An 18,860-nucleotide genomic window follows, 5' to 3' on the forward strand; every position below is an offset into this window, starting at 1 on the left:
AGGAGCTTTCTCATGCCACACTTGAACACCTTTGCTTCTTCGCTGCGCCGAACTTTGCTGGCAAGCGCCGCTGCTGCCATGCTAGCAGCGGCGATGCCCATCACTGCGCTGGCCCAGGCGGGTGCCTGGCCTTCCAAGCCGGTACGCGTAATCGTCAATTTCCCGCCGGGCAGTTCACCTGATGTGCTGGCGCGGTCGATCTCGCAACCGCTGCAGCAGGCTCTGGGACAGCCCGTCATTGTTGAAAACCGCGCTGGCGCCAGCGGCATGATTGGCGCCGAAATCGTGGCCAAGGCCCCGGCAGACGGGTACACGCTGCTGATGACGGCGGGCAGTGTCATCACCACCAACCCGTTTATCTATAACTCGATTCCCTACGACACTGCGAAGGACCTCACCCCGGTGGCCGCAGTGGCGCGAATCGTGCTGTTTCTGGAAGCAAGAGCCAGTCTGCCGGTAAAGGACGTCAAGGAGTTCCTCGCCTACCTCAAGGCCAACCCGGGCAAGCTGAGCTACGCGTCCGCAGGCAATGCCACAGGGCTGCATCTGGCGGGCGAGATGCTCAAGAGCAGGGCAGGTGTGTTTGCGCTGCACGTGCCCTACCGGGGCTCAGCCCCCGCGCTGCAAGATCTTCTGGCTGGTCAGGTTGACTTTTTCTTCGATCCTGGAATAGGCCTCAATCACGTGCGTGCTGACAAGTTGCGCCTGTTGGCAGTGGCCGGCATGCAGCGTTCTGCGGCGTTCCCCAACGTGCCCACGTTGGATGAAGTCGGCCTTAAAGGCTTTGATGCCGGCCAGACGCACGGTTTCTATGCACCTGCGGGCACGCCTGCTACCGTGATTGAGCGTCTCAACCGCGAGATCAACCGCATCTTGGGGACGCCAGCGGTAAAAACTCAGATTGAAACGATAGGGGCCGAGGCCACACCTCTGACAGTGCATCAGTTCGCCGCTGTGATGAACGACGACAGCAAGCGCTATGCCGCGATCATTAAGGAGCGGAACATCAAGGCGGACTGACGTGCGCGACGCGGCCGGTTATGGCCTATCTACCGTTCCGTGAGCTCAGAATCCTGCGTAACGCTTTTTTACCACGATGCCACCGCACGCCATCTTTGAAGGTGAATGTGCTGTAGAAAATTTCTATCCCTGTGGAACGAGCATCGCGATGCAGGTTGGCATCTGGCTCCGGTGAGGGTATGGTCAAGCGCCGATTGAGCACCGCTGGACGGTCCTTGGCCAAGAGCGTTCGACCTGCGGCAATCGCCCGAAATCAGTATCGCTTGCATTTACCTCGGTGCGTGAATGTCGGGCTGCATCCAACACGCCGCGAACGTCTCCCAGACCGCGGCTCAGTCAAATGCCTACAAGAGGGGCGGCGCCGCATTGAGAGATCGCAGCCGCATGCACTTTCTCAGTGCACTCCATCTGAACACTGTCTGCTGCATAGCTTTGGTGCACTCCGCAAGTTTTCGCGTGCGATGGGGGTCGGGAAACTACTTGCTTGCCGTCCCTACGCGTTAAGGATATATTTAATGTATTGAGCACTACATTAAATGGTTGAGAGCGCCTTTCATGCATCCACTTACCAAGTTTTTCCTAATTTATTCATGGATTGATCCATACATTAATTAGTGAAAAGAACAGAATGAAGACCCCGGAACACGCTCTGTTAGATCGTCCAATGTCATTGCGTCATCTTCTCGCTCCACGCTCTATTGCGATCATTGGTGCTTCAGATCGTCCCGGATCCATAGGGGAGATCGTTATGAACTCGCTTAGGAGTCTGGAGTACGACGGTCCGGTTTTTCCCATCAATCCAAAGTATCCGACGTTGTTGGGCTACAACTGCTTCGCGTCGCTTGACGATTTGAGCGAAGTTCCGGATGTGACCGCGATTTGTCTTAATGGAGCTAGCGCTCTCCGCGAAATGACTCATCTCGCGAGGATTGGCGCAAGAGCTGCTGTGATGTATGACGGAGGGTTTGCGGAGGCGGGGGAAGAGGGTCAGCGGCAGCAGGAACAGTTGTTGTCCCTCGCACAGAAAGCCGGTATTGCCGTTTGCGGCCCCAACTGCATGGGTATCGTCAATCTGGTGGATGGCAGCTCAACCTACAAGCTGCCAATTCTGAACGGGCGAGCGCTCCGCGGAAACATCGGCCTGATCTCTCAGAGCGGTTCCATCACGATTGGACTTCTAAGTGACACGCGGCGCTTCGGATTCAGTCACGTGGTTTCAGCGGGCAACGAGGCAGTCGTGACAGCGGGAGACTACGTCAACTTCCTGGTGGACGACGAAAACACAGAGATCATTGCCCTGTTCCTGGAAGCGGTTCGCCATCCCGGAAAGTTCAAAGCGGCCCTGCTGAAAGCCGCCCGAGCTGGGAAGCCAGTAGTTGTCTTGAAAGTGGGCAATAGCCGAAGGGCCATGGAGGCGGTGGCCAGCCACACAGGCGGGCTCGCCGGAGAGGCGAGGGTCTTTTCCGAACTTCTCAAGAGCCTTGGCGCTATCGAAGTCACCTCGCTGGATGAAATGACGGAAATCCTCGCCGCGTTCCAGGCCAAAAGACTGCCCCATGGCGACCGCATCGCGGTAGTCACCGGGTCGGGTGGACACACTGAGCTGGTATTGGACACGGTCGATCGCGCTGCCTTGAATCTTCCCCCGATGCAAGCTCATGAACTCGAACTCATGCGTGCAGCGATTGGACACTTTGCGGGGGATGGAAACCCGCTTGATGCGTGGGGAGCGGGTGACGTCAGTACCAATCTCAGAATGGCACTGCAACATTTCTCGGCCTCGCCAGATTACGACGCCGTAGTTCTGTGCAACGAAAACAATGAGAACTCCGCCATTGGCAGGTCCGAGCTTGCGTGCACAGTATTCGCGCAGTCTGCGGCGATGTCCGAAAAACCTCACTACCTCCTCAACACCAGGCCGGGATTGATGCATTCCGGAAACCTGGAACTTTTGCGTGGTGCGGGTGCGGCGATGCTCGGTGGCGTGAGACAGGGACTCTCAGCCATTGATGCACTTGCACGCTGGAGCTGCAAGGATCTGCAGCCTACGGAGATGCCTGTGCACACGGGGCACAACGTATTGACCGCAATGGGCGCCAGAAAGATGGTGAACGAGTATGACGCGAAGGCGCTACTAAGGGAGTTCGGCGTCCCTTGCGTTCCCGAACTCCTCACCGATGAATTCAAGGCATGCCTTGAAGCTGCGGAGCGGTTTGGGTGGCCGGTGGTTCTTAAAGTGGCCTCTGATGAGATACCGCACAAGACAGAGGCCGGCCTTGTAGTCCTGAACATTCATGACAGCAGCGAACTCCAAAAAGCGTGGAACCTGCTGTGCGAGAGGTGCGTGGCGCTGCGCGTTTCTAGTGACCGCCTCCTCGTTCAGAAGATGGTCAGGGGCGGCATCGAGGTCTTCCTGGGCATCAAACGAGACCCCGCCTGGGGGCACGTGTTGGCCTTTGGGGTGGGCGGGATTCTGATCGAGCTCATCGATGAAGTTGAGTTGAGACTGATGCCGGCGAGCGAGGCCCAGGTCCGGCAGATGCTGACACTCGGCCGCGCTGGCAAGTTACTCCAGGGCTTTCGTGGGAAGCCTGCTGGCGATATTGAGGCCCTGGTCCATTGCACCTTGGCCGTATGCAAATTTGTTGTGGCCTGTGGAGATTCACTCGAAGAGATGGATTTGAACCCCATTCTGGTGCTTCCTCAGGGCCAAGGATGCCTGGTGGTTGACGCCTTGATCAAAGCGAATCCTTGAAAGGAAATTCCCAATGAGCACACTCGTCACTTACCACTGCGAGGACAAGGTCGGCGTAGTAACCCTTCGCCGTCCCGACAAACTGAACGCAATCAATGCTGCGTTGAAGGAGCAACTGATTGCCACGCTTGAGGGGGCAGACGCAGACGACGAAGCGAGCGTGGTCTTGCTGGAGGCGGAAGGACGTGCCTTTTCGGTGGGGTTTGACATTGTGGGTGCCGCCAGTGACGATGAAAGCGCGCACGACCCGTTTCGCTGGGAATCGATTCTGCGCAACAGCATGCGCATGGCCCTGGCCCCCTGGAGCATGAACAAGCCTGTGATCGCTGCGGTCCAAGGGTATGCACTTGGTGGGGGGTGCGAGCTTGCAATGATGTGTGACCTGACCATTGCTGCCGACGACGCCAAGTTTGGGGAGCCGGAAGTAAAGTTCTCTCATGTAGGTCCGGTGATGGTGATGCCCTGGATGATCGGCCTGAAACGCGCGCGAGAGTTGGTTTTCTTCGGTGATCTGATAGATGCGAAGACTGCGTTGGACTATGGAATGGTCAACAAAGTGGTTCCCGCAGCCGAACTTCCGGCCAAAGCTCGCATGTACGCCCAGCGCCTGGCACTGGTTTCTCCAGAAGCGTTGCGCTGGGCAAAGCGTTCAATCAACCGCGGAGCCGAAGTGGCTGGGATCCGCACCGCGATCGAAGCGGGAGTGGATAGCTACATCAGCCTCTATGCCGGACGGACCAAGGTGAACGATGAGTTTGCCGAACGCGTTCAGAAAGATGGTCTCAAAGCGGCGTTGGGATGGCGTGAAGGCCAATTCAAAGCATTCGACTTCAGCTGAACCACTTTTCCGGGCAGATATATGTTCAGTGCAATTCTCATTGAAGACGCCAACACAGGGCGTACCGTCCAGGTTCGCCAGCTTGATGACAGCCAGTTGCCAGAAGGGGACGTGACGGTCGATGTGCTCTACAGCACCTTGAACTACAAGGATGGGCTCGCCATCTCAGGGCGCGCGCCGGTCGTCCGCCGCTATCCCATGGTCCCTGGAATCGATCTGGTGGGTCAGATCAAATCTTCGGGAAGCTCGGAATTCAAACCTGGCCAACTGGTCCTGTTGAACGGCTGGGGAGTCGGGGAGAATCACTGGGGTGGCCTCTCGCAGAGGGCTCAGCTGTCCAGTAGGTGGTTGACGCCACTGCCTGCGGGCATCACACCGCGCCAGTCCATGGCCATCGGCACTGCTGGTTACACCGCCATGCTTTGCATCCTCGCACTTGAGCGAAATGGACTCCGACCTGAACACGGCGACGTGCTCGTCACTGGGGCATCGGGCGGCGTTGGCAGCTATGCCATCTCTTTGATGTCACAACTTGGCTACCGCGTCGTCGCCGCGACTGGCCGTCCAGAGGAAGCCGATTACCTCAAGCAACTGGGCGCGAGCGACATCCTGCACCGTGAGAGCTTGAGTCAGCCAGGCAAGCCACTTCAGCGTGAGTTGTGGGCTGCGGCGATCGATTCCGTTGGCGGAGTCATGCTGGCGAACGTATGTGCAGGCATCAAGGCCGATGGCGCCGTCGCGGCATGTGGGATGGCTGCTTCGCTTGATTTCCCTGGCTCTGTGGCGCCTTTCATTTTGCGCGGGATCAACTTGCTGGGTATCAACAGCGTGACACGTCCTGCTGCTGAGCGTGTGCAAGCCTGGAAACGGCTCGAAAGCGACATCAATCTCACCAGCCTTGACCTGATCACTGAAGAAATCTCGTTGGGTGAGGCGATTGGTGTTGCTGAGCAACTCATGAGAGGGCAAATACGCGGTCGCGTCGTGGTCGATGTCAATAGAGCATGAGTCCAATAAATTTCTGACTACCGAAAAGTAGAGCAAGCCCGAACTTCTACACCTTGGCTATTTCGTCATGCGTCTTTAACCTCAACCATCACGCGCATGTTTGCGCCAGAACAGGAGCCGGATATGTCCCCCAGAAAGATTTTCTTCGCGACAATGACCTTTCTCGTGGTGGCTTGTGCCCAAGCCGCCGACTGGAATCCAACGCGTCCGATCAAGATTACCGTGCCCTATGCTGCTGGCGGCTCTGCCGATGTGATCGCTCGAGTTTTGGCAGAACGGCTTCAGGCGCAACTCGGGCAACCCGTCATCATAGACAACAGGCCGGGTGCGGGAACGGTCATCGGCGCCACGGCGGTCGCGAAAGCCCCCGCAGACGGATACAACCTACTCTTTGCAACTTCAACGACATTGAGCATCGTGCCGCTGGTGCAAAAGCAAATTCCTTACTCGCCTTCCCAGTTCATGCCCGTGGCTGGAATCATGCTGATGCCTTTCATGCTCGACATCAATAAGGATCTTCCGGTGAACTCTCTGAAGGAACTGGTCGCCGCGTCTCGTGCCAAGCCTGGCGTCCTCAACTACGGCACGCTTGGCAATGGGAGCTCCAACCATGTGCTCGGCGCCTTGCTCTCCAAGGCCGCTGACGAATCGATGGTCTCCGTTCACTATGTGGGTGCTGCCCCCGCGTTAACGGCTCTTTCGCGGGGCGATATTCATGTCTACTTTGACGGTATCCCGACGTCGATCCACAAGGTGGCCAACGGCGAATATAAAGCGATTGCCGTGACCAGTAAGACCAGAGTGCCGGGTGCGCCCAATATCCCTACCGTGTATGAACAGGGGTTTCCGGAGCTGGGACTATCTGTGTGGTACGGACTGGTTGCACCCACCGGCACGCCTCAAAACGCAGTGGCAACGATCAACACCGCTGTCCGCTCTGCTGTTGCCGATACACGTGTTTCGGGACTCATCACACGCGACGGTTCCCAGCCACTGCAGCTCGACCCGCAGGCTTTCCAACAACTCATTGAACAGGACGCGGTTGGGTGGAGAGAAGCATTCTCCAAACTTAAGCTCAAGCTCGATTGATCTCCGATGTCGATAACGGACTTTCTATGAACGGTGCCGAGGCGCTTCTCCACACCTTGGTCAGAGGCGAGGTGAAAACCTGCTTTGGCAATCCTGGAACGAGTGAAGTTCATTTCGTGAAGGGCCTTGACGCTGTGCCCGCCATGCGTTGCGTTCTAGCATTGGCGGAAAACGTGGCCACAGGAGCGGCGGACGGGTTCTCGAGAATCTCCGGCGGCACCGCCGCAACACTGCTGCATTGCGGGCCCGGGCTTGCGAACGGACTCTCCAACTTGCACAACGCACAGAAAGCTGGCAGCTCGATTGTCAACATTGTGGGCGATCAGGCGCAGTTTCATTCGTACTTGAACCCTCCTCTGGCATCTGAGACGCAGAACTACGCACGCACCGTCTCGGCGTGGACACGGCAGTCGAAGTCTTCGCTCTCAGTAGGTGCAGATGCTGCCACCGCCATTGCTCAGGCAAGAAGCGGTGGTGGTGCCATCGCAAGCCTTATCCTGCCATCCGATGTCTGTTGGGGGCCGGGAGGAAGCATAGGTACGGTCGCTCCGTGCGCCCCCCCACCGCCCGTGCCATACCAAGTGGTCTCTGACGTCGCCAGCCTGGCACGCAAGGGCTCTTCAACCGCCTTTATTCTGGGCGATGGCGCCCTGTGCGGTGATTCTCTGCGCCTCGCGTCGGCTATTGCGAAGAAAACAGGTGCCCTCGTCTTGGCGCATAGCTTCATTGGCAGGGTGGAACGTGGGGGTGATCGGCCATCGATCGACCGCGTGCCTTACGCCGTGGCGCCTGCACAGAAGATGTTTGCTGGCATCCGAAATGTGGTTCTTGTTGGAGCCCAACGCCCGGTTTTTGCCTTCGCTGGCCCGGACGGCGTGAGCGGCCCGGAGGTACCCGGCACTTTGTTTAGCAATCTAGGGTCAGTGGGTGACGATCTGGAAAGCGCGCTGCGCGCTGTGTGCGCACAGCTCGGTTGCAAGTTCGTGGATTCTGAGTCCTCTTCCGGCTACGTACCTCTAGAGCGAGCACGTGGCGAGATTTCTCCCGCTGCGTTTGGGCAATCACTGGCAGCATTGATGCCTGAAGACTGCATCGTCGTAGACGAGGGCGTGACGTTCGGACGTTCAGCCTATGGAGCAACGCACAGCGCGCGACGCCACGATTGGCTTCAGTTAACGGGAGGTGCCATAGGATCCGGGTTACCGCTTGCGACAGGGGCAGCTGTTGCAGCGCCGCAGCGTCGCGTCGTTTCTCTCCAGGCTGATGGATCAGGTCTCTACACGGTGCAAGCTCTCTGGACGCAAGCGCGCGAGCGGCTGGATATCACAACCGTCGTGTTCTCGAACAAGAGGTACGAGATACTTTTCAATGAGATGAGGCGAATGGGGGTTGAGCCCGGAGCGAACGCGGAGAAGCTCTTCTCGCTTGAAAATCCCTCGCTTGACTGGGTACGCATCGCGCAGGGCTTCGGCGTAGAGGCGGCGAGAGCTTCCAACATGGACGAGTTCAATGATCTATTCCTCTACTCACTGAACTGCAGCGGACCATTCTTGATCGAATTGCAGATTCCCAACTGACGGGCCTGACATGCGGCTCGCCACTGGTATTGGCTAGCCTCATGATGCCGATTTTTTCTCCAGCACACGCATGACGGAGTCTGATGCGAAAGCAGTCCACTCCTTGTGCGCTTCATCGTCAAGCGCCTCGCCAAGAAATCTGGACAGTGTGTACCGGTTGGACACGAAAAAGTATCCCGAGGCCAGGATCATCAGGTAGATATGGCGAGCCTTGACGCCGCGTCTGAAAAGGCCTGCGCGTTGGCCTTCCGCGACTATATTTTCGATACGTGTCAAAACAGGGGAGACGGCGCCACCAGGCTCAAGCGGCCGGCTTTTGACCAGGTGCCGGCCCTTGTGCATGTTCTCGTTGTTGAGGAGAACAATGAGCTCGGGATGAGCCATGTAATACCCAAACACGAACTGAACGATCTTCGTGATGGCTTTCTTCGGATCTCCCAGATCAATCTCCAGGGCCTCTTCGGCAGCCCCCATGCGCTGGTACATTTCTTCGAGCGCGGCGTTGTAGAGGCCCTGCTTGTTGCCGAAGTAGTAATAGATCATTCGGTCAACAGACTTCGCCTCTTTAGAGATTTTCTCGATGCTCCCCGCGTCGTATCCATACTGCGAGAACACTTTGATCGCTGATTTCAAAATGGCGCTTCTCGTTTTCTGGCTCAACGGTTCTAGCTTGGGCCGCCCGCGCCCTGGCTTCTCGGGGATGGGGACAGGCGGTGATTTCTTGACGGTCACTTCGAAAGAGCTCCATGCTGCATGTTGACACGAGTGTGCCACGACGCAAACCATTCAGGGTACGCTTCATATCCTCGACATAGCGTTGCGTGACAAGACTCCCTTGGCGCGGACCACTACCGTCGCACCGAACTAAACCGTCTTGATGTTCAGCACGCAGGTCACAGTCCGAATCAATGATGAAACGCGCGCGGTTTGGAAGAGCAGCCAAAATGATGCAGCCATGCATGGTCCCATCGAGACGTTGGCTGCACTGGCCAATAAGCTGGCCAGCTATGGAGTGTCAATACCTTGAGGTTTGCGCGTCTTGGTTGGTAGCTTCACGGAACCTCAAGCCGTTTCCCGCGGCGATCGAGTCGTCTCAAACTTTGAGCCATTCGGAAGTGTGAAAATTAGCTTGAACTGAATTGCTGAGACTGAAGGAAGTCAGGGCGTGCGAGCTACCCAGCCTTTGAATGTCAGAGCACTGTAGAACATCTCAACGCACGTGAATCCGGCTTCGTGAAGCACAGCCGCATCCTCCTCGGGCGAGAGAACCGGTAGTTTTTCCTTGATCGCTGAGATGCTCGCGTCGGCCTGTGAAGTGGCGACTCCGGAAGCTTTTGCATACGCGGCATTTCGAAAAAGCCACTTGTCTTGATCGTTGCCGTGGTTGGGAAAGCTGTGGTGAGCAACCACCAGGGGCGCGCCAGGCTTGAGCCGAGTGCGGATGGCTTCCAGCGTTCTGCGGCGCTCGGCCGCAGGTAGAAAGTGCAGCGTCAACAGGCAGGTCGCCGCATCAAAGGGCCCACTGGGTGCGCTGTCGATATAGCCTTCATGCCACTGCACTCGGGAGCCCAACGGCCCCAGGGTGGTGCGGGCCAGGCGAAGCATTTCGGCAGATGGGTCCACGCCATCGAATCGCCAATGAGGCTGCATCTCTGCGAAGGCCTTCAGCTCAAGCCCTCCACCTGCACCGAGTACAAGCACGCGCGCTTGCGCAGAGGCCCGCTCGGCCAGCAACACGCAGGCCATCTTGTGCAGGTCTGCAAGGCCGGGAACAAGTTGTGCGGTCTTCTGGGCGTAACTGGACACAGCGGGTTGGTCAACGTGCGCACTCATGGAGATTTGAGGCTTGCCTGATCCAACTGGATTGTGTCTGGCCAAACCAAGGATCTGTGTATTTGCGCGCCCGCCATTGCGCCGTTGCCAACTGCCAGCGACACCGAGTGGGGTGCCCGAGCCACATCGCCGCAGGCGAACACGCCGGAAATGGAGGTCTTGCACTCTGCATCTGTGCGCACTTGAATTCCCATGGGCGTCTCTTCCAGGGCACAACCCAGGGCTTCTGCCAGGGGGCTGGCAGGTGAAGTGCGTGTTGCGGTGAACAGACCAGCGAAACGTTGCGTCCGTCCGTCGATCAGAACCACCTCAGCCGTCCCTTCTATCCTGTCGATGAGGGTCTCTTCGATCTCAACGCCACGTTGCTCCAATCTACCTCGAGTTAGATCGTCAACAGTCACCGCGCCGTTCGAGAAAAGCGTGACTTTCCCCCATTCAGTGAGAAGCTCCGCCTGATGGGTAGACAAGGGACTGGCGCCGATGATGCCGACTGGACCCTGGTCGAGTTCGTATCCATGACAGTAAGGGCAATGAAAAACCGATTGACCCCAGCGCTCCGCCAAACCCTTGACGGCGGGCAACTGGTCCGCCACACCTGTGGCGAGCAAGATGCGGCGTGCCTGGTGAGTTTCGCCTGTAGCAGTGGTGATACTGAAGCTGTCAACTTCGCCGGATAGACCAGAGATTTGGTCCTCAATCCATGCCAGTGTTGGGTAGCGTTCGAGTTGACTGCGCGCAGTCTTCGCAATTTCGCCGGGATTGACTCCGTCTTGGCTGAGAAATCCGTGTGAATGGCTGGCGAAGCGATTTCGCCTCTGTCCGCCGTCGATGACCAGCACGGTTTTTCGGGCTCGAAGTAGTTGAAGGGCTGCGGCCATCCCGGCGTAGCTGCCGCCTATGACGATGACGTCGTGTTTCATCCTCGGCTCCTGTTAGATCGCGCGGCCACGTGCCGACGCGAAAAGTCTTCGGCCAGATCGGCCAAGGTAATTTCCGAGAAACGCTTGAGCAGCAAGGCTTCAGCTTCTGCCAGCGTGCCTTCAAGCGCTGCATTCACCGCTTGTTCGACCAGACACTCCGGCGCATCGTTGTGGGAGCCAATGGCAAACATCGCAGGCTCTCCGAGTGTTTCGTGCAGTTGGCGCAAGGTAAGGGTAGAAAGGTCGGCCTGGATGCGCCATCCCCCAGCGTGGCCTCTGTCCGAGGTGACGATGCCTGCATCCCGCAGAGAGGCCATGGTGCGGCGGACAACGACCGGATTTGTGCTCAGGCATTGAGCCAGGAAGTCAGAAGTTACGGGTCCATCCTGCTCGGCCATGTGAAGCAGAGCATGCAGAACAGACGAAAGGCGGCTGTTGCGTTTCATGTAACTTATGATGTTTCATATTGGGCAAAATGTCAAGGAAAAACCCAACCGAATCGTTTCGATACTGAAATACGAGTGTCGGCAAGACGTGAGCGAGAGGGTGAACTGAGTGTGAACACGCCTTAGATGTCCAAGACCAGCGTGTCGCTGTGGGCCCGGGAAACGCACACCATCATCGTCCGGCCCGATTCCTTCTCCGCGTTGGACAGGACGTAGTCGCGGTGGTCCGGTACTCCGTCAAGTACGATGGTCTCGCAGGTGCGGCACATGCCTTCACGGCAAGAGCACGGCAGGTCATATCCGTTCTCCTGGAGAACGTCGAGAATGGATTTGCTCTCGGGCACCACCAGCAGCTTGTCACTGCGATGCAATTTCACCCTGAACACCGTGTCGACAACCTCATTGGAGCGAGCCACGGCTGGAGGTGCGAACCATTCGAAGTAGGCGGGACTATTTGGTTGACTGTTCGAATATTGCTCCACTGCGAGCATCACGGGCGTCGGGCCGCAGCAGTAGATCGGCACACCCGGCTGCACCGCGAATGACGGATCGGTAAAGTCGAAGAGTTTGCCAGCCTCGTCGTCGAAGTGCCATCGAACTCGTGTTCCGCCGATCGCACGGAGTTCGTCCTGAAACGCGGCATGCGCACGGGATCGCGCCAAGTAGAGCAAGCTCCAATCCCAACCCTGGCTTTCGCAGTAGCGGATCATCGACAGGATAGGTGTGATGCCAATGCCTCCCGCTACAAACTGGAATTTCCGGTGTTCGATCCTTAGCGAAAAGTTGTTGCGAGGTTCGCTGATATCGATGAATCCTCCTTCTTTCAGATCGGCATGCACACAAGACGATCCGCCTCGACTCGCCGCCGCCTTCGACACGGCAATCTCGTAAGCGCCAAGTTCCCGGCAGTCGTTGAGCAGCGAGTACTGGCGCAAGAGCCCATTGGGCAGGAATACGTCAATATGCGAGCCGGGTGTGAAAACTGGCAGGTTTTCGCCATCGGCTTTTCGCAACTTCAACCTGACTACGTCCTTGGCTGCCTCGACGCGTTCGGTGATAGAGACACGTATTTTGTTCATGACGAAAAACGGCTCAAGCCGTGACGGCCTCTTCCTTGATTCGCTTCTCGATCAGCCAACGTAGATGTGACAGCGGTGCATCGGCTGCGATGGCCTTCAGCGTGAACGAGGGGTCTGCATCGAGTACCTTTTGCTGGGTCTCAATCATGACCTTGTCCTCGTAGAAACCTTCCAGAATGCTGTCGTGCAACGAATGCGCTGTGCGTTCAATGTCCTTTGTCTGGTTGTGCATGTATATCCAGAAGAAGTGAGTTGTGCCGTCCGTTTCTGGTGTCATAGCCTGGAAATTGCGGAATTCAATAACCCCGTCGCGGTTGCCTTCCCGGATGCCGGTGCCGGCTGGCGAGAAGCCGGATTCCAGGAAGAAGTAACCCGGCACTTTCATCTGCGAGGTGTTCCAGCGATCTACTTTGGTCACTTTTCGTTCAATCTTCTTGACGAAAGGCGGTAAGTCCGTGTTCATATGCCATTTGGTCAGTCTGAAGCCGTCGTGCAGGCGCTCCATTGGGACTTGCTCGCTCTCATACGCATATTTTTCGGAACCGCCAAGCGTGTTGGGGTGTACGTAGGCGATGTGATTGAGGTCGGCCAGGTTGTCGGCGATTAACAAGTAGTTGGCGTCGTAGTGCAGATAGTCTGGAATACCATGCCATTGCGGGTTCTTCAGATAAGGGAAGTCCGGGATGGTCGACTCATCGGCCAGAGCCGGATCGCCCATCCAGATCCAGACCAGGCGACCGCCGTCCACGACTCGATAGCTCTTTACCTTCAGGTTTGGCGGGATACGCTCCTGCCCCGGGATCTGGATGCAGGCACCGGTGCCGTCGAAAAGAAGTCCATGGTACATGCAGCGCACGCAGTTCCCCTCAAGCCTACCCAGTGACAGCGGCGCCCCCCGGTGGCAGCAGCGATCTTCTATCGCCACGACGTTGTCATCGTGGCCACGGTACAGCAAGACCTTTTCATTGAGCAACGTGCGGCCTACCAGTGCGTTGTCTTTCAGTTCGTGGCTCCAGGCCGCCACGTACCAGCAATTTTTCATAAACATGTTGTCGTCTCCAGGGTGAATGAATGTCAAAGGGCCATCACGCCAATCGTGCAGCCGCAGGAAAAAGCGGGAATGGGTTCGTAGCACCAGATCTCGCCGGTTGAGCCGGCGGCGGCACCGGCGGCTGCGATGAACGTGCGGATCTCGTATCCACCTTGCCCGCCCTGGGCATAGGTTTCGTCGTCGGTGTAATCGAGCATCGCGGTGCGGTCGTTGCGCTTCCAGCGCTCCAGGAAGTCCCTGTCCCAGGCTTCGTTGATCGTGCCGGAATCGGGCGTGCACGGCCAATGTGAGATACCTCCCGTCCCGATCACCGCGATGCGTTCCGGCATCTTGTCCGCAGCGTGCCGAATTGCCTGGCCGAGCGCGTACACGCGGTGCAGTGGCGCCATGGGCGGAGCCTGGCAATTGATATTCACCGGGATGACTGGCAAGTCGTAGTCCGGTGTCAGGTGGTGCAAAGGCACCATGATTCCGTGGTCGAATTTCCATTCCTCGCAGTAGCTCACATCCACCTCTTGCATCACGCCGTCCAGCAGTTGACGCGATATCACGGGATTGCCGGGGATGTTTCGACGAGGAATCCGCAGCCAGTCCGGATCCTCGATTGGGCCCATATAGTTCTGCGCAATACCCATCGCGAACGAGGGCATGTTGTTCATGAAGAAGTTGGCGAAATGTTCGGCGCCAATAACGACGAGCGCGTCGGGTCGCGCATCACGCAGGGCGTTGCGCATGCGCTCATAGCCAGCCTTCAGGCGCGCGTACTGAGCTGAATCGGCACTCTCAGTGCGAGCGGTGATGCCCGGACCATGGCTGCATACGCCGGCAAAGACCAAGCTCATGGCCGATCTCCCTTCGCTGCATAGATACCCTCACGTACAGGGCCGTACATCCGGAGGCCATCTTCCATCGCGGCGATATAGGCGCTCCACTCGTAACCGCAGGACGCGGCGAAGTGCATCAGCAACTGACCATTGACTCCCAGCACGTACAGCAGGCCGACATTGGGGGTGCTGAAGGCGGCGGCTTCCTCCGCAGTCATTTCGTACTCGCTGGCAAAACCGCCGGGGTCAGCCTTGTACCGGGCCATCTCCGCTTCCTCGCGATTGATGACATAGATAGCCTTCTGCAGCGCGTATAGGGTCATTGGGCCTCCGAGAGAGCTTGAGCAAACGAGGGAGGCAACTCATACGCGCGCACTGCTCGCTCGCGAGCCAGTACCCTGCGCACTGCTGGACGCGCGAAGACGCGTTCCGCCAGAGCCGCATAGCGTGGCCGGTCTGGCAGCTTTGTCTGGATGCGCTCATCGAAACTCCATGTATAGAAAACGAATAAATAGGCATCGACGACGGAGAATTGGCCGCCCACCGCGTAATCCGAAGTGCCGAGCCGGTCCTCGACCTCCCGCAATACTTTCGCCAGCTTTTTCTTCGCGTGTTCGCGCACTGCGGCAATTGCATGCGGCTCATCGCCCGCATATGTCTGCGACCTGAAGATCGACCGGTAAGTCACGTGCATCGTGCCGGAGATCCAGTTCATCCACTCGTGCGCCCGGACGCGGGCCAGGGTCCCGGGCCGTGGGAGCAGGCCGCTTTCGGGCGCGAGATCGGCGATGTAGGTAAGGATGGCGTGCGACTCAGTCAGCACCGCGTCGCCGATCCCCAGAGCAGGTACGGCACCTGAAGGGTTGATCTTCAGATACGCAGGACTCATGTTTTCCTGCGCCCGAATGTCTACGGACACTGCCTCATATAGCAATCGCGATTCCTCGAGCGCGATGTGCGAGGCAAGCGAACACGCCTTTGGGCTGAAGTACAGCGTAAGCTTTGGCGGAAACGCCATTGATGTCGGATGTTGCATGCACTCGAGAATAGGCACATACCGCGCACGTCATGTCATCAATGTTTGATGACATGGACACTCGAATACCTGGTGCGGACCGATGAAAAACAGCGTCTCCATTCTCGTGTTGGGATTCGCTGCACGAGCGCTTGAATCCCGTCGTCGATGTGGGACAAGTCGCTGCGCAGACCTTGTGTTCTGAACTTATCCCTGATAGCTCAACAGGCCATGGACTGAGACCGTGCAACGGCCTGGGGTGCGAGCGAGTTCGACCTGACGCAGTTGGCCGTTTTTTTTTGGCGTGATGCCTAACGCGAGCGGTCTACATGAGCGATTGGCGCCGAACCCTTACGCTGCCACTCATTTCTGTCGTTCTATTTCCACGAGTCAGCAGCTCATGGAGTTGACGCACCGACCCTACCCCGAACTTCGCGTATGCGCGCCGGCTGTAGGTGATGACCGTGTTGACGCTCAGGCCTAGCTCGGTGCCGGTATCAGCCAACGTGCGACCACTCAATAAGTTGGAACAAACGTCTATTTCTCGTGCTGAAAGGGGAGCGTCAATGTTGTGATCCAGAGCCTCACGCCAGTGAGCCAAAGGTATGTGATGCGGCAACGTGAGCTTGGCATGAATTTCCACGAAAGACAGCAGCAGCGCCGCACCAGCGGTAAGTGCTTCCAGCTCGGACGGTGTGAAACGGCCAGTGCTCTCGTCGCGGTAGCAGCGCAGCAACGCTACCGTTCCATCGCCATGTTGCCTGGACATGGTGAGGCGATCTTCGATGCCCGTGTGCTCGTAACACGCGATGCGGTACTTCGGATTGACCACTTCGTCTCGCGTTCGGTAGCTCAAGCGAACCGGAGCGGCGCATCCTCCTTTCGGAACGAGGGACAACTCGTCGGCAAAATCGTGCAGGTGCATGCCGTCCATGTAACGCAACGCAGCGCGTGCGCCGTTCGCATGCGCGACCTGGCTCGCCGTCCCGAGAAGACGCAGTTCAGTGCGTTGCAGGCGCACCAACAGGGCGCAGTGATCAACCCTGGCAAAGTGGTTCAGTGCTTCTAACGTGGCACGTGAGCAAGCAGGCTCGCCGAGTGATCGAGCCAGTGATTCGATGCACGGAACGGGCACCTGCGCATTGGAGTCACGGCTCTCAGCGATCCAGATATCCACCGATTTTCCTCCGCTACGGCCTGCAATAAGATCTGGCCGACCTACGAGGTATGGGAGCAGGCCGTGACGATCGCTGTGAGGTGGTTTTTCTACTCAATGAATGTGCTGCGGAGTGGATTCCTGGGCAGGTCACGATTCAGCCGTAATGTTGCGCTCTACCGCAATCCTTTTCCACTTCACAAGCTCCGAGCGCACAAACTTATCCATGGCCTCAGGCGTTCCTCCTGTTGGAGTGACATACAGATCCTGGAAGCGCTCGCGCAAGGTCACGAGTTGGACTGCCGCGTTGATTTCGCGATTCAAGGCATTGATGACAGGCGCCGGGGTTCCGGCGGGGGCGGCGACCGCACTCCAGGTGAGTGCCTCGTAACCCGGAATTGTCTCGCCTATCGTTGGGGTTTTGGGTAGTCCAGGCAACCGTTCCTTGGATGTCACCGCGAGCGGAATCAGTTGTCCTGATTTAATGAAGCGGATGCCGGATTGCAAACCGTCGATCACAAGGTCCACGTGTCCTGCAATCGCGTCGGTGACCGGGCCGTTGCCGCCTTTGTATGCCGCATGCAGTATGCTGACCTGTGCCATGCTCTTGAACAGTTCACCAGCGACATGGAGTGAGGTTCCAACGCCTCCCGTTGCATAAACCAGCGAGTCTGGCGCCGCCTTGGCAAGCGCAATGAGCTCAGTCAAAGACTTCACACGACCCTCGGGCCTTGCCATGAAGACGAGAGGAGCCTGCCCGACGAGCGCGACGGATGCGAAATCACGCACGGGGTCAAATCCAAGACGCTTGTAGATTGCCGGATTGATACCGTGGGTTGCAGCTTGTGCCCAGAATAGGTTGTAGCCGTCGGGCGCAGACTTCGCAGCGTTCTCTGCACCAATATTGCCTCCGGCGCCGGCGCGGTTTTCTACTACAACAACTTGTCCTAGACGGCGTGAGAGTTGATCTGCTAGCAGTCGCGCCAAAACATCGTTGGCGCCGCCCGATCCGAAGGGTACGACCAGCCGAAGCGGTTTGGCCGGAAAGGTGTCCGCGCTCCAAACCGGCGTCTGGACTGCTAACGCCATGAGGCCCGCGGTGAGGCTTCGGCGGCGGTGAGATATGTGGGTCATGCTTGTCTCCTATTTGTATGCGGCACTTGTTGGACGCTTTGATAGATACGGATTCTTCGACAGCTCCGGGAGTTGCGCAATGCACTGAGGGGAATTTGGTCCATGAATCCGATTCATCTTGTGGACAATAGGGCTCCGCGAAAGGCAAGATGGCGCACGATGGAAAACCACAACCGATCACTGGTCAGCATTCAACAGCTTCGCTGCTTTGAATCTATCTATCGGCTTCGAAGCATCACTCGTGCGGCGTCAGAGCTGGGCCTCACGCAACCCGCGCTGTCTAAGGCGCTCGCTTCCCTCCGCACCGAGTTTCGAGATCAACTTTTCGTCCGAACGCCCTCACACATGGAGGCAACCACCCAAGCGGACCGGATGATCCAGTCAGTGCGGAAAGCATTGCACATTGTCGATGTCGATCTGCGCGCGGGAACAACCTTTGATCCCCGGGTAGCGCGACGCGGCTTCACGCTCTGTTGCTCTGATCTCGGAACCCTTGTATTGGCACCGTCCTTGCTGGCTTACTTCCGAGCCAATGCTCCACATGTTCGCCTTCGGGTCGTTCCGCCGGTTCAGATTGACATGGCGCTAGGGCTGGCGCAAGGCGAAATTGATCTTGTGATCGGGGCATTCCCCGAGCTCAGCAGTGATGTCTACCAGCAAGTTCTTTTTAGCGATACCTACTCATGTTTGGTGAGCGCTCAACACCCGCGGATTGGAAAGGCTATCACCTTGGAGCAGTTTGTGTCGGAATACCACGTGGTGGCGTCTGCGACCCGGTCGGGCCATCAGCACAGCGCGGTGGAGCGGCGGATTATTGAGTTGTGCGGCGCCGACGGGATTGCGGTTCGCGTTCCGAGCTTTCTGGAGGCGCCACCCTTGGTGGAGCGAACAGACTTTCTGCTCACGATGCCTACCGTCAGCGCGAAGCATTTTGCGCGTCCTCGTGTTCTTCGCTTGGTAGATTGCCCGCTTGATATTCGGCCGCTCGAGGTCCGACAGTATTGGCATCAACGAACTCATCATGACAGTGCCCACCTCTGGCTAAGGACGCTTGTATTTGAATTGTTTGGTCGGTCGCGTGCCTCGAACGGCCTTCCCTTCTCCAACTAGTGCCC

Annotated in this window: 18 protein-coding genes; 7 read left to right on the plus strand and 11 right to left on the minus strand. The window is 57.6% G+C overall.

Going from position 1 to position 18,860, the window contains the following annotated elements:
- Positions 1-12: 12 nt before the first annotated feature.
- The 6 genes from ABIE13_RS12705 to ABIE13_RS12730 all read left to right on the plus strand — a co-directional run bounded on the left by ABIE13_RS12705 (position 13) and on the right by ABIE13_RS12730 (position 8,287).
- Complete coding sequence (locus ABIE13_RS12705) at positions 13-1,020, plus strand: Bug family tripartite tricarboxylate transporter substrate binding protein (protein WP_354443927.1); 1,008 nt, start codon at positions 13-15, stop codon at positions 1,018-1,020.
- Positions 1,021-1,684: 664 nt separating this feature from the next.
- Positions 1,685-3,775, plus strand: a complete 2,091-nt coding sequence (locus ABIE13_RS12710; RefSeq protein WP_354443929.1) for an acetate--CoA ligase family protein — start codon at positions 1,685-1,687, stop codon at positions 3,773-3,775.
- 13 nt (positions 3,776-3,788) lie between these two features.
- Positions 3,789-4,613 (plus strand): enoyl-CoA hydratase/isomerase family protein, encoded by an 825-nt coding sequence (locus ABIE13_RS12715; protein WP_354443931.1) that lies wholly within the window; start codon positions 3,789-3,791, stop codon positions 4,611-4,613.
- 21 nt (positions 4,614-4,634) lie between these two features.
- Complete coding sequence (acuI, locus tag ABIE13_RS12720) at positions 4,635-5,621, plus strand: acrylyl-CoA reductase (NADPH) (RefSeq protein WP_354443933.1); 987 nt, start codon at positions 4,635-4,637, stop codon at positions 5,619-5,621.
- Between the two features lie 123 nt (positions 5,622-5,744).
- The gene (locus tag ABIE13_RS12725) at positions 5,745-6,710 is read left to right on the plus strand and encodes a Bug family tripartite tricarboxylate transporter substrate binding protein (RefSeq protein ID WP_354443935.1); all 966 of its coding nucleotides are present in this window, start codon (positions 5,745-5,747) and stop codon (positions 6,708-6,710) included.
- A 26-nt stretch (positions 6,711-6,736) separates the two neighbouring features.
- The gene (locus ABIE13_RS12730; RefSeq protein ID WP_354443937.1) at positions 6,737-8,287 is read left to right on the plus strand and encodes an acetolactate synthase large subunit; all 1,551 of its coding nucleotides are present in this window, start codon (positions 6,737-6,739) and stop codon (positions 8,285-8,287) included.
- A 39-nt stretch (positions 8,288-8,326) separates the two neighbouring features.
- Here the strand turns inward: ABIE13_RS12730 and ABIE13_RS12735 are convergent, their stop codons facing one another.
- From ABIE13_RS12735 to ABIE13_RS12785, 11 genes are all read right to left on the minus strand, one after another.
- Positions 8,327-8,920 (minus strand): TetR/AcrR family transcriptional regulator, encoded by a 594-nt coding sequence (locus ABIE13_RS12735; RefSeq protein ID WP_354443939.1) that lies wholly within the window; start codon positions 8,918-8,920, stop codon positions 8,327-8,329.
- Positions 8,921-9,445: 525 nt separating this feature from the next.
- Positions 9,446-10,120 (minus strand): class I SAM-dependent methyltransferase, encoded by a 675-nt coding sequence (locus ABIE13_RS12740; protein ID WP_354443941.1) that lies wholly within the window; start codon positions 10,118-10,120, stop codon positions 9,446-9,448.
- Positions 10,117-11,040, minus strand: a complete 924-nt coding sequence (locus ABIE13_RS12745; RefSeq protein WP_354443943.1) for an NAD(P)/FAD-dependent oxidoreductase — start codon at positions 11,038-11,040, stop codon at positions 10,117-10,119. Before ABIE13_RS12745 ends, ABIE13_RS12740 begins: the two co-directional genes overlap by 4 nt.
- Positions 11,037-11,486: an RrF2 family transcriptional regulator gene (locus ABIE13_RS12750; RefSeq protein ID WP_354443945.1), complete on the minus strand. Its 450-nt coding sequence runs from the start codon at positions 11,484-11,486 to the stop codon at positions 11,037-11,039. Before ABIE13_RS12750 ends, ABIE13_RS12745 begins: the two co-directional genes overlap by 4 nt.
- Before the next feature lie 122 nt (positions 11,487-11,608).
- The gene (locus ABIE13_RS12755; protein WP_354443947.1) at positions 11,609-12,565 is read right to left on the minus strand and encodes a PDR/VanB family oxidoreductase; all 957 of its coding nucleotides are present in this window, start codon (positions 12,563-12,565) and stop codon (positions 11,609-11,611) included.
- Positions 12,566-12,578: 13 nt separating this feature from the next.
- Positions 12,579-13,613 (minus strand): aromatic ring-hydroxylating dioxygenase subunit alpha, encoded by a 1,035-nt coding sequence (locus tag ABIE13_RS12760; protein WP_354443949.1) that lies wholly within the window; start codon positions 13,611-13,613, stop codon positions 12,579-12,581.
- Positions 13,614-13,639: 26 nt separating this feature from the next.
- Positions 13,640-14,458, minus strand: a complete 819-nt coding sequence (locus ABIE13_RS12765) for an extradiol ring-cleavage dioxygenase (RefSeq protein ID WP_354443950.1) — start codon at positions 14,456-14,458, stop codon at positions 13,640-13,642.
- A complete protein-coding gene (locus ABIE13_RS12770; protein ID WP_354443952.1) occupies positions 14,455-14,763 on the minus strand; it encodes an aromatic ring-opening dioxygenase subunit LigA in 309 nt (102 codons plus the stop codon). The genes ABIE13_RS12765 and ABIE13_RS12770 overlap by 4 nt, the downstream gene beginning before the upstream one ends.
- A complete protein-coding gene (locus ABIE13_RS12775; protein WP_354443953.1) occupies positions 14,760-15,476 on the minus strand; it encodes a glutathione S-transferase family protein in 717 nt (238 codons plus the stop codon). Before ABIE13_RS12775 ends, ABIE13_RS12770 begins: the two co-directional genes overlap by 4 nt.
- Positions 15,477-15,780: 304 nt before the next feature.
- The gene (locus tag ABIE13_RS12780) at positions 15,781-16,632 is read right to left on the minus strand and encodes a helix-turn-helix domain-containing protein (protein WP_354443955.1); all 852 of its coding nucleotides are present in this window, start codon (positions 16,630-16,632) and stop codon (positions 15,781-15,783) included.
- A gap of 129 nt (positions 16,633-16,761) precedes the next feature.
- Entirely contained in the window at positions 16,762-17,745 is a 984-nt protein-coding gene (locus tag ABIE13_RS12785) for a Bug family tripartite tricarboxylate transporter substrate binding protein (protein WP_354443957.1), read from the minus strand.
- A 159-nt stretch (positions 17,746-17,904) separates the two neighbouring features.
- Between ABIE13_RS12785 and ABIE13_RS12790 the strand changes: the two genes are divergently transcribed.
- Positions 17,905-18,855, plus strand: coding sequence for a LysR family transcriptional regulator (locus ABIE13_RS12790; protein WP_354443959.1), 951 nt, complete (start codon positions 17,905-17,907; stop codon positions 18,853-18,855).
- The last annotated feature ends 5 nt before the right edge of the window (positions 18,856-18,860 follow it).

Origin of the sequence: Ottowia thiooxydans, from assembly GCF_040548795.1 — a bacterium.
Classification (GTDB): domain Bacteria; phylum Pseudomonadota; class Gammaproteobacteria; order Burkholderiales; family Burkholderiaceae_C; genus Ottowia; species Ottowia thiooxydans_A.

Coding starts and splice junctions, on each gene's coding strand:
- ABIE13_RS12750 (WP_354443945.1), bottom strand. CDS start 11,486: ATGAAACGCAACAGCCGCCTTTCGTCTGTTCTGCATGCTCTGCTTCAC.
- ABIE13_RS12730 (WP_354443937.1), top strand. CDS start 6,737: ATGAACGGTGCCGAGGCGCTTCTCCACACCTTGGTCAGAGGCGAGGTG.
- ABIE13_RS12710 (WP_354443929.1), top strand. CDS start 1,685: ATGTCATTGCGTCATCTTCTCGCTCCACGCTCTATTGCGATCATTGGT.
- ABIE13_RS12790 (WP_354443959.1), top strand. CDS start 17,905: ATGGAAAACCACAACCGATCACTGGTCAGCATTCAACAGCTTCGCTGC.
- ABIE13_RS12785 (WP_354443957.1), bottom strand. CDS start 17,745: ATGACCCACATATCTCACCGCCGCCGAAGCCTCACCGCGGGCCTCATG.
- ABIE13_RS12740 (WP_354443941.1), bottom strand. CDS start 10,120: ATGAGTGCGCACGTTGACCAACCCGCTGTGTCCAGTTACGCCCAGAAG.
- ABIE13_RS12775 (WP_354443953.1), bottom strand. CDS start 15,476: ATGCAACATCCGACATCAATGGCGTTTCCGCCAAAGCTTACGCTGTAC.
- ABIE13_RS12715 (WP_354443931.1), top strand. CDS start 3,789: ATGAGCACACTCGTCACTTACCACTGCGAGGACAAGGTCGGCGTAGTA.
- ABIE13_RS12745 (WP_354443943.1), bottom strand. CDS start 11,040: ATGAAACACGACGTCATCGTCATAGGCGGCAGCTACGCCGGGATGGCC.
- ABIE13_RS12760 (WP_354443949.1), bottom strand. CDS start 13,613: ATGTTTATGAAAAATTGCTGGTACGTGGCGGCCTGGAGCCACGAACTG.
- ABIE13_RS12755 (WP_354443947.1), bottom strand. CDS start 12,565: ATGAACAAAATACGTGTCTCTATCACCGAACGCGTCGAGGCAGCCAAG.
- ABIE13_RS12705 (WP_354443927.1), top strand. CDS start 13: ATGCCACACTTGAACACCTTTGCTTCTTCGCTGCGCCGAACTTTGCTG.
- ABIE13_RS12770 (WP_354443952.1), bottom strand. CDS start 14,763: ATGACCCTATACGCGCTGCAGAAGGCTATCTATGTCATCAATCGCGAG.
- ABIE13_RS12725 (WP_354443935.1), top strand. CDS start 5,745: ATGTCCCCCAGAAAGATTTTCTTCGCGACAATGACCTTTCTCGTGGTG.
- acuI (WP_354443933.1), top strand. CDS start 4,635: ATGTTCAGTGCAATTCTCATTGAAGACGCCAACACAGGGCGTACCGTC.
- ABIE13_RS12765 (WP_354443950.1), bottom strand. CDS start 14,458: ATGAGCTTGGTCTTTGCCGGCGTATGCAGCCATGGTCCGGGCATCACC.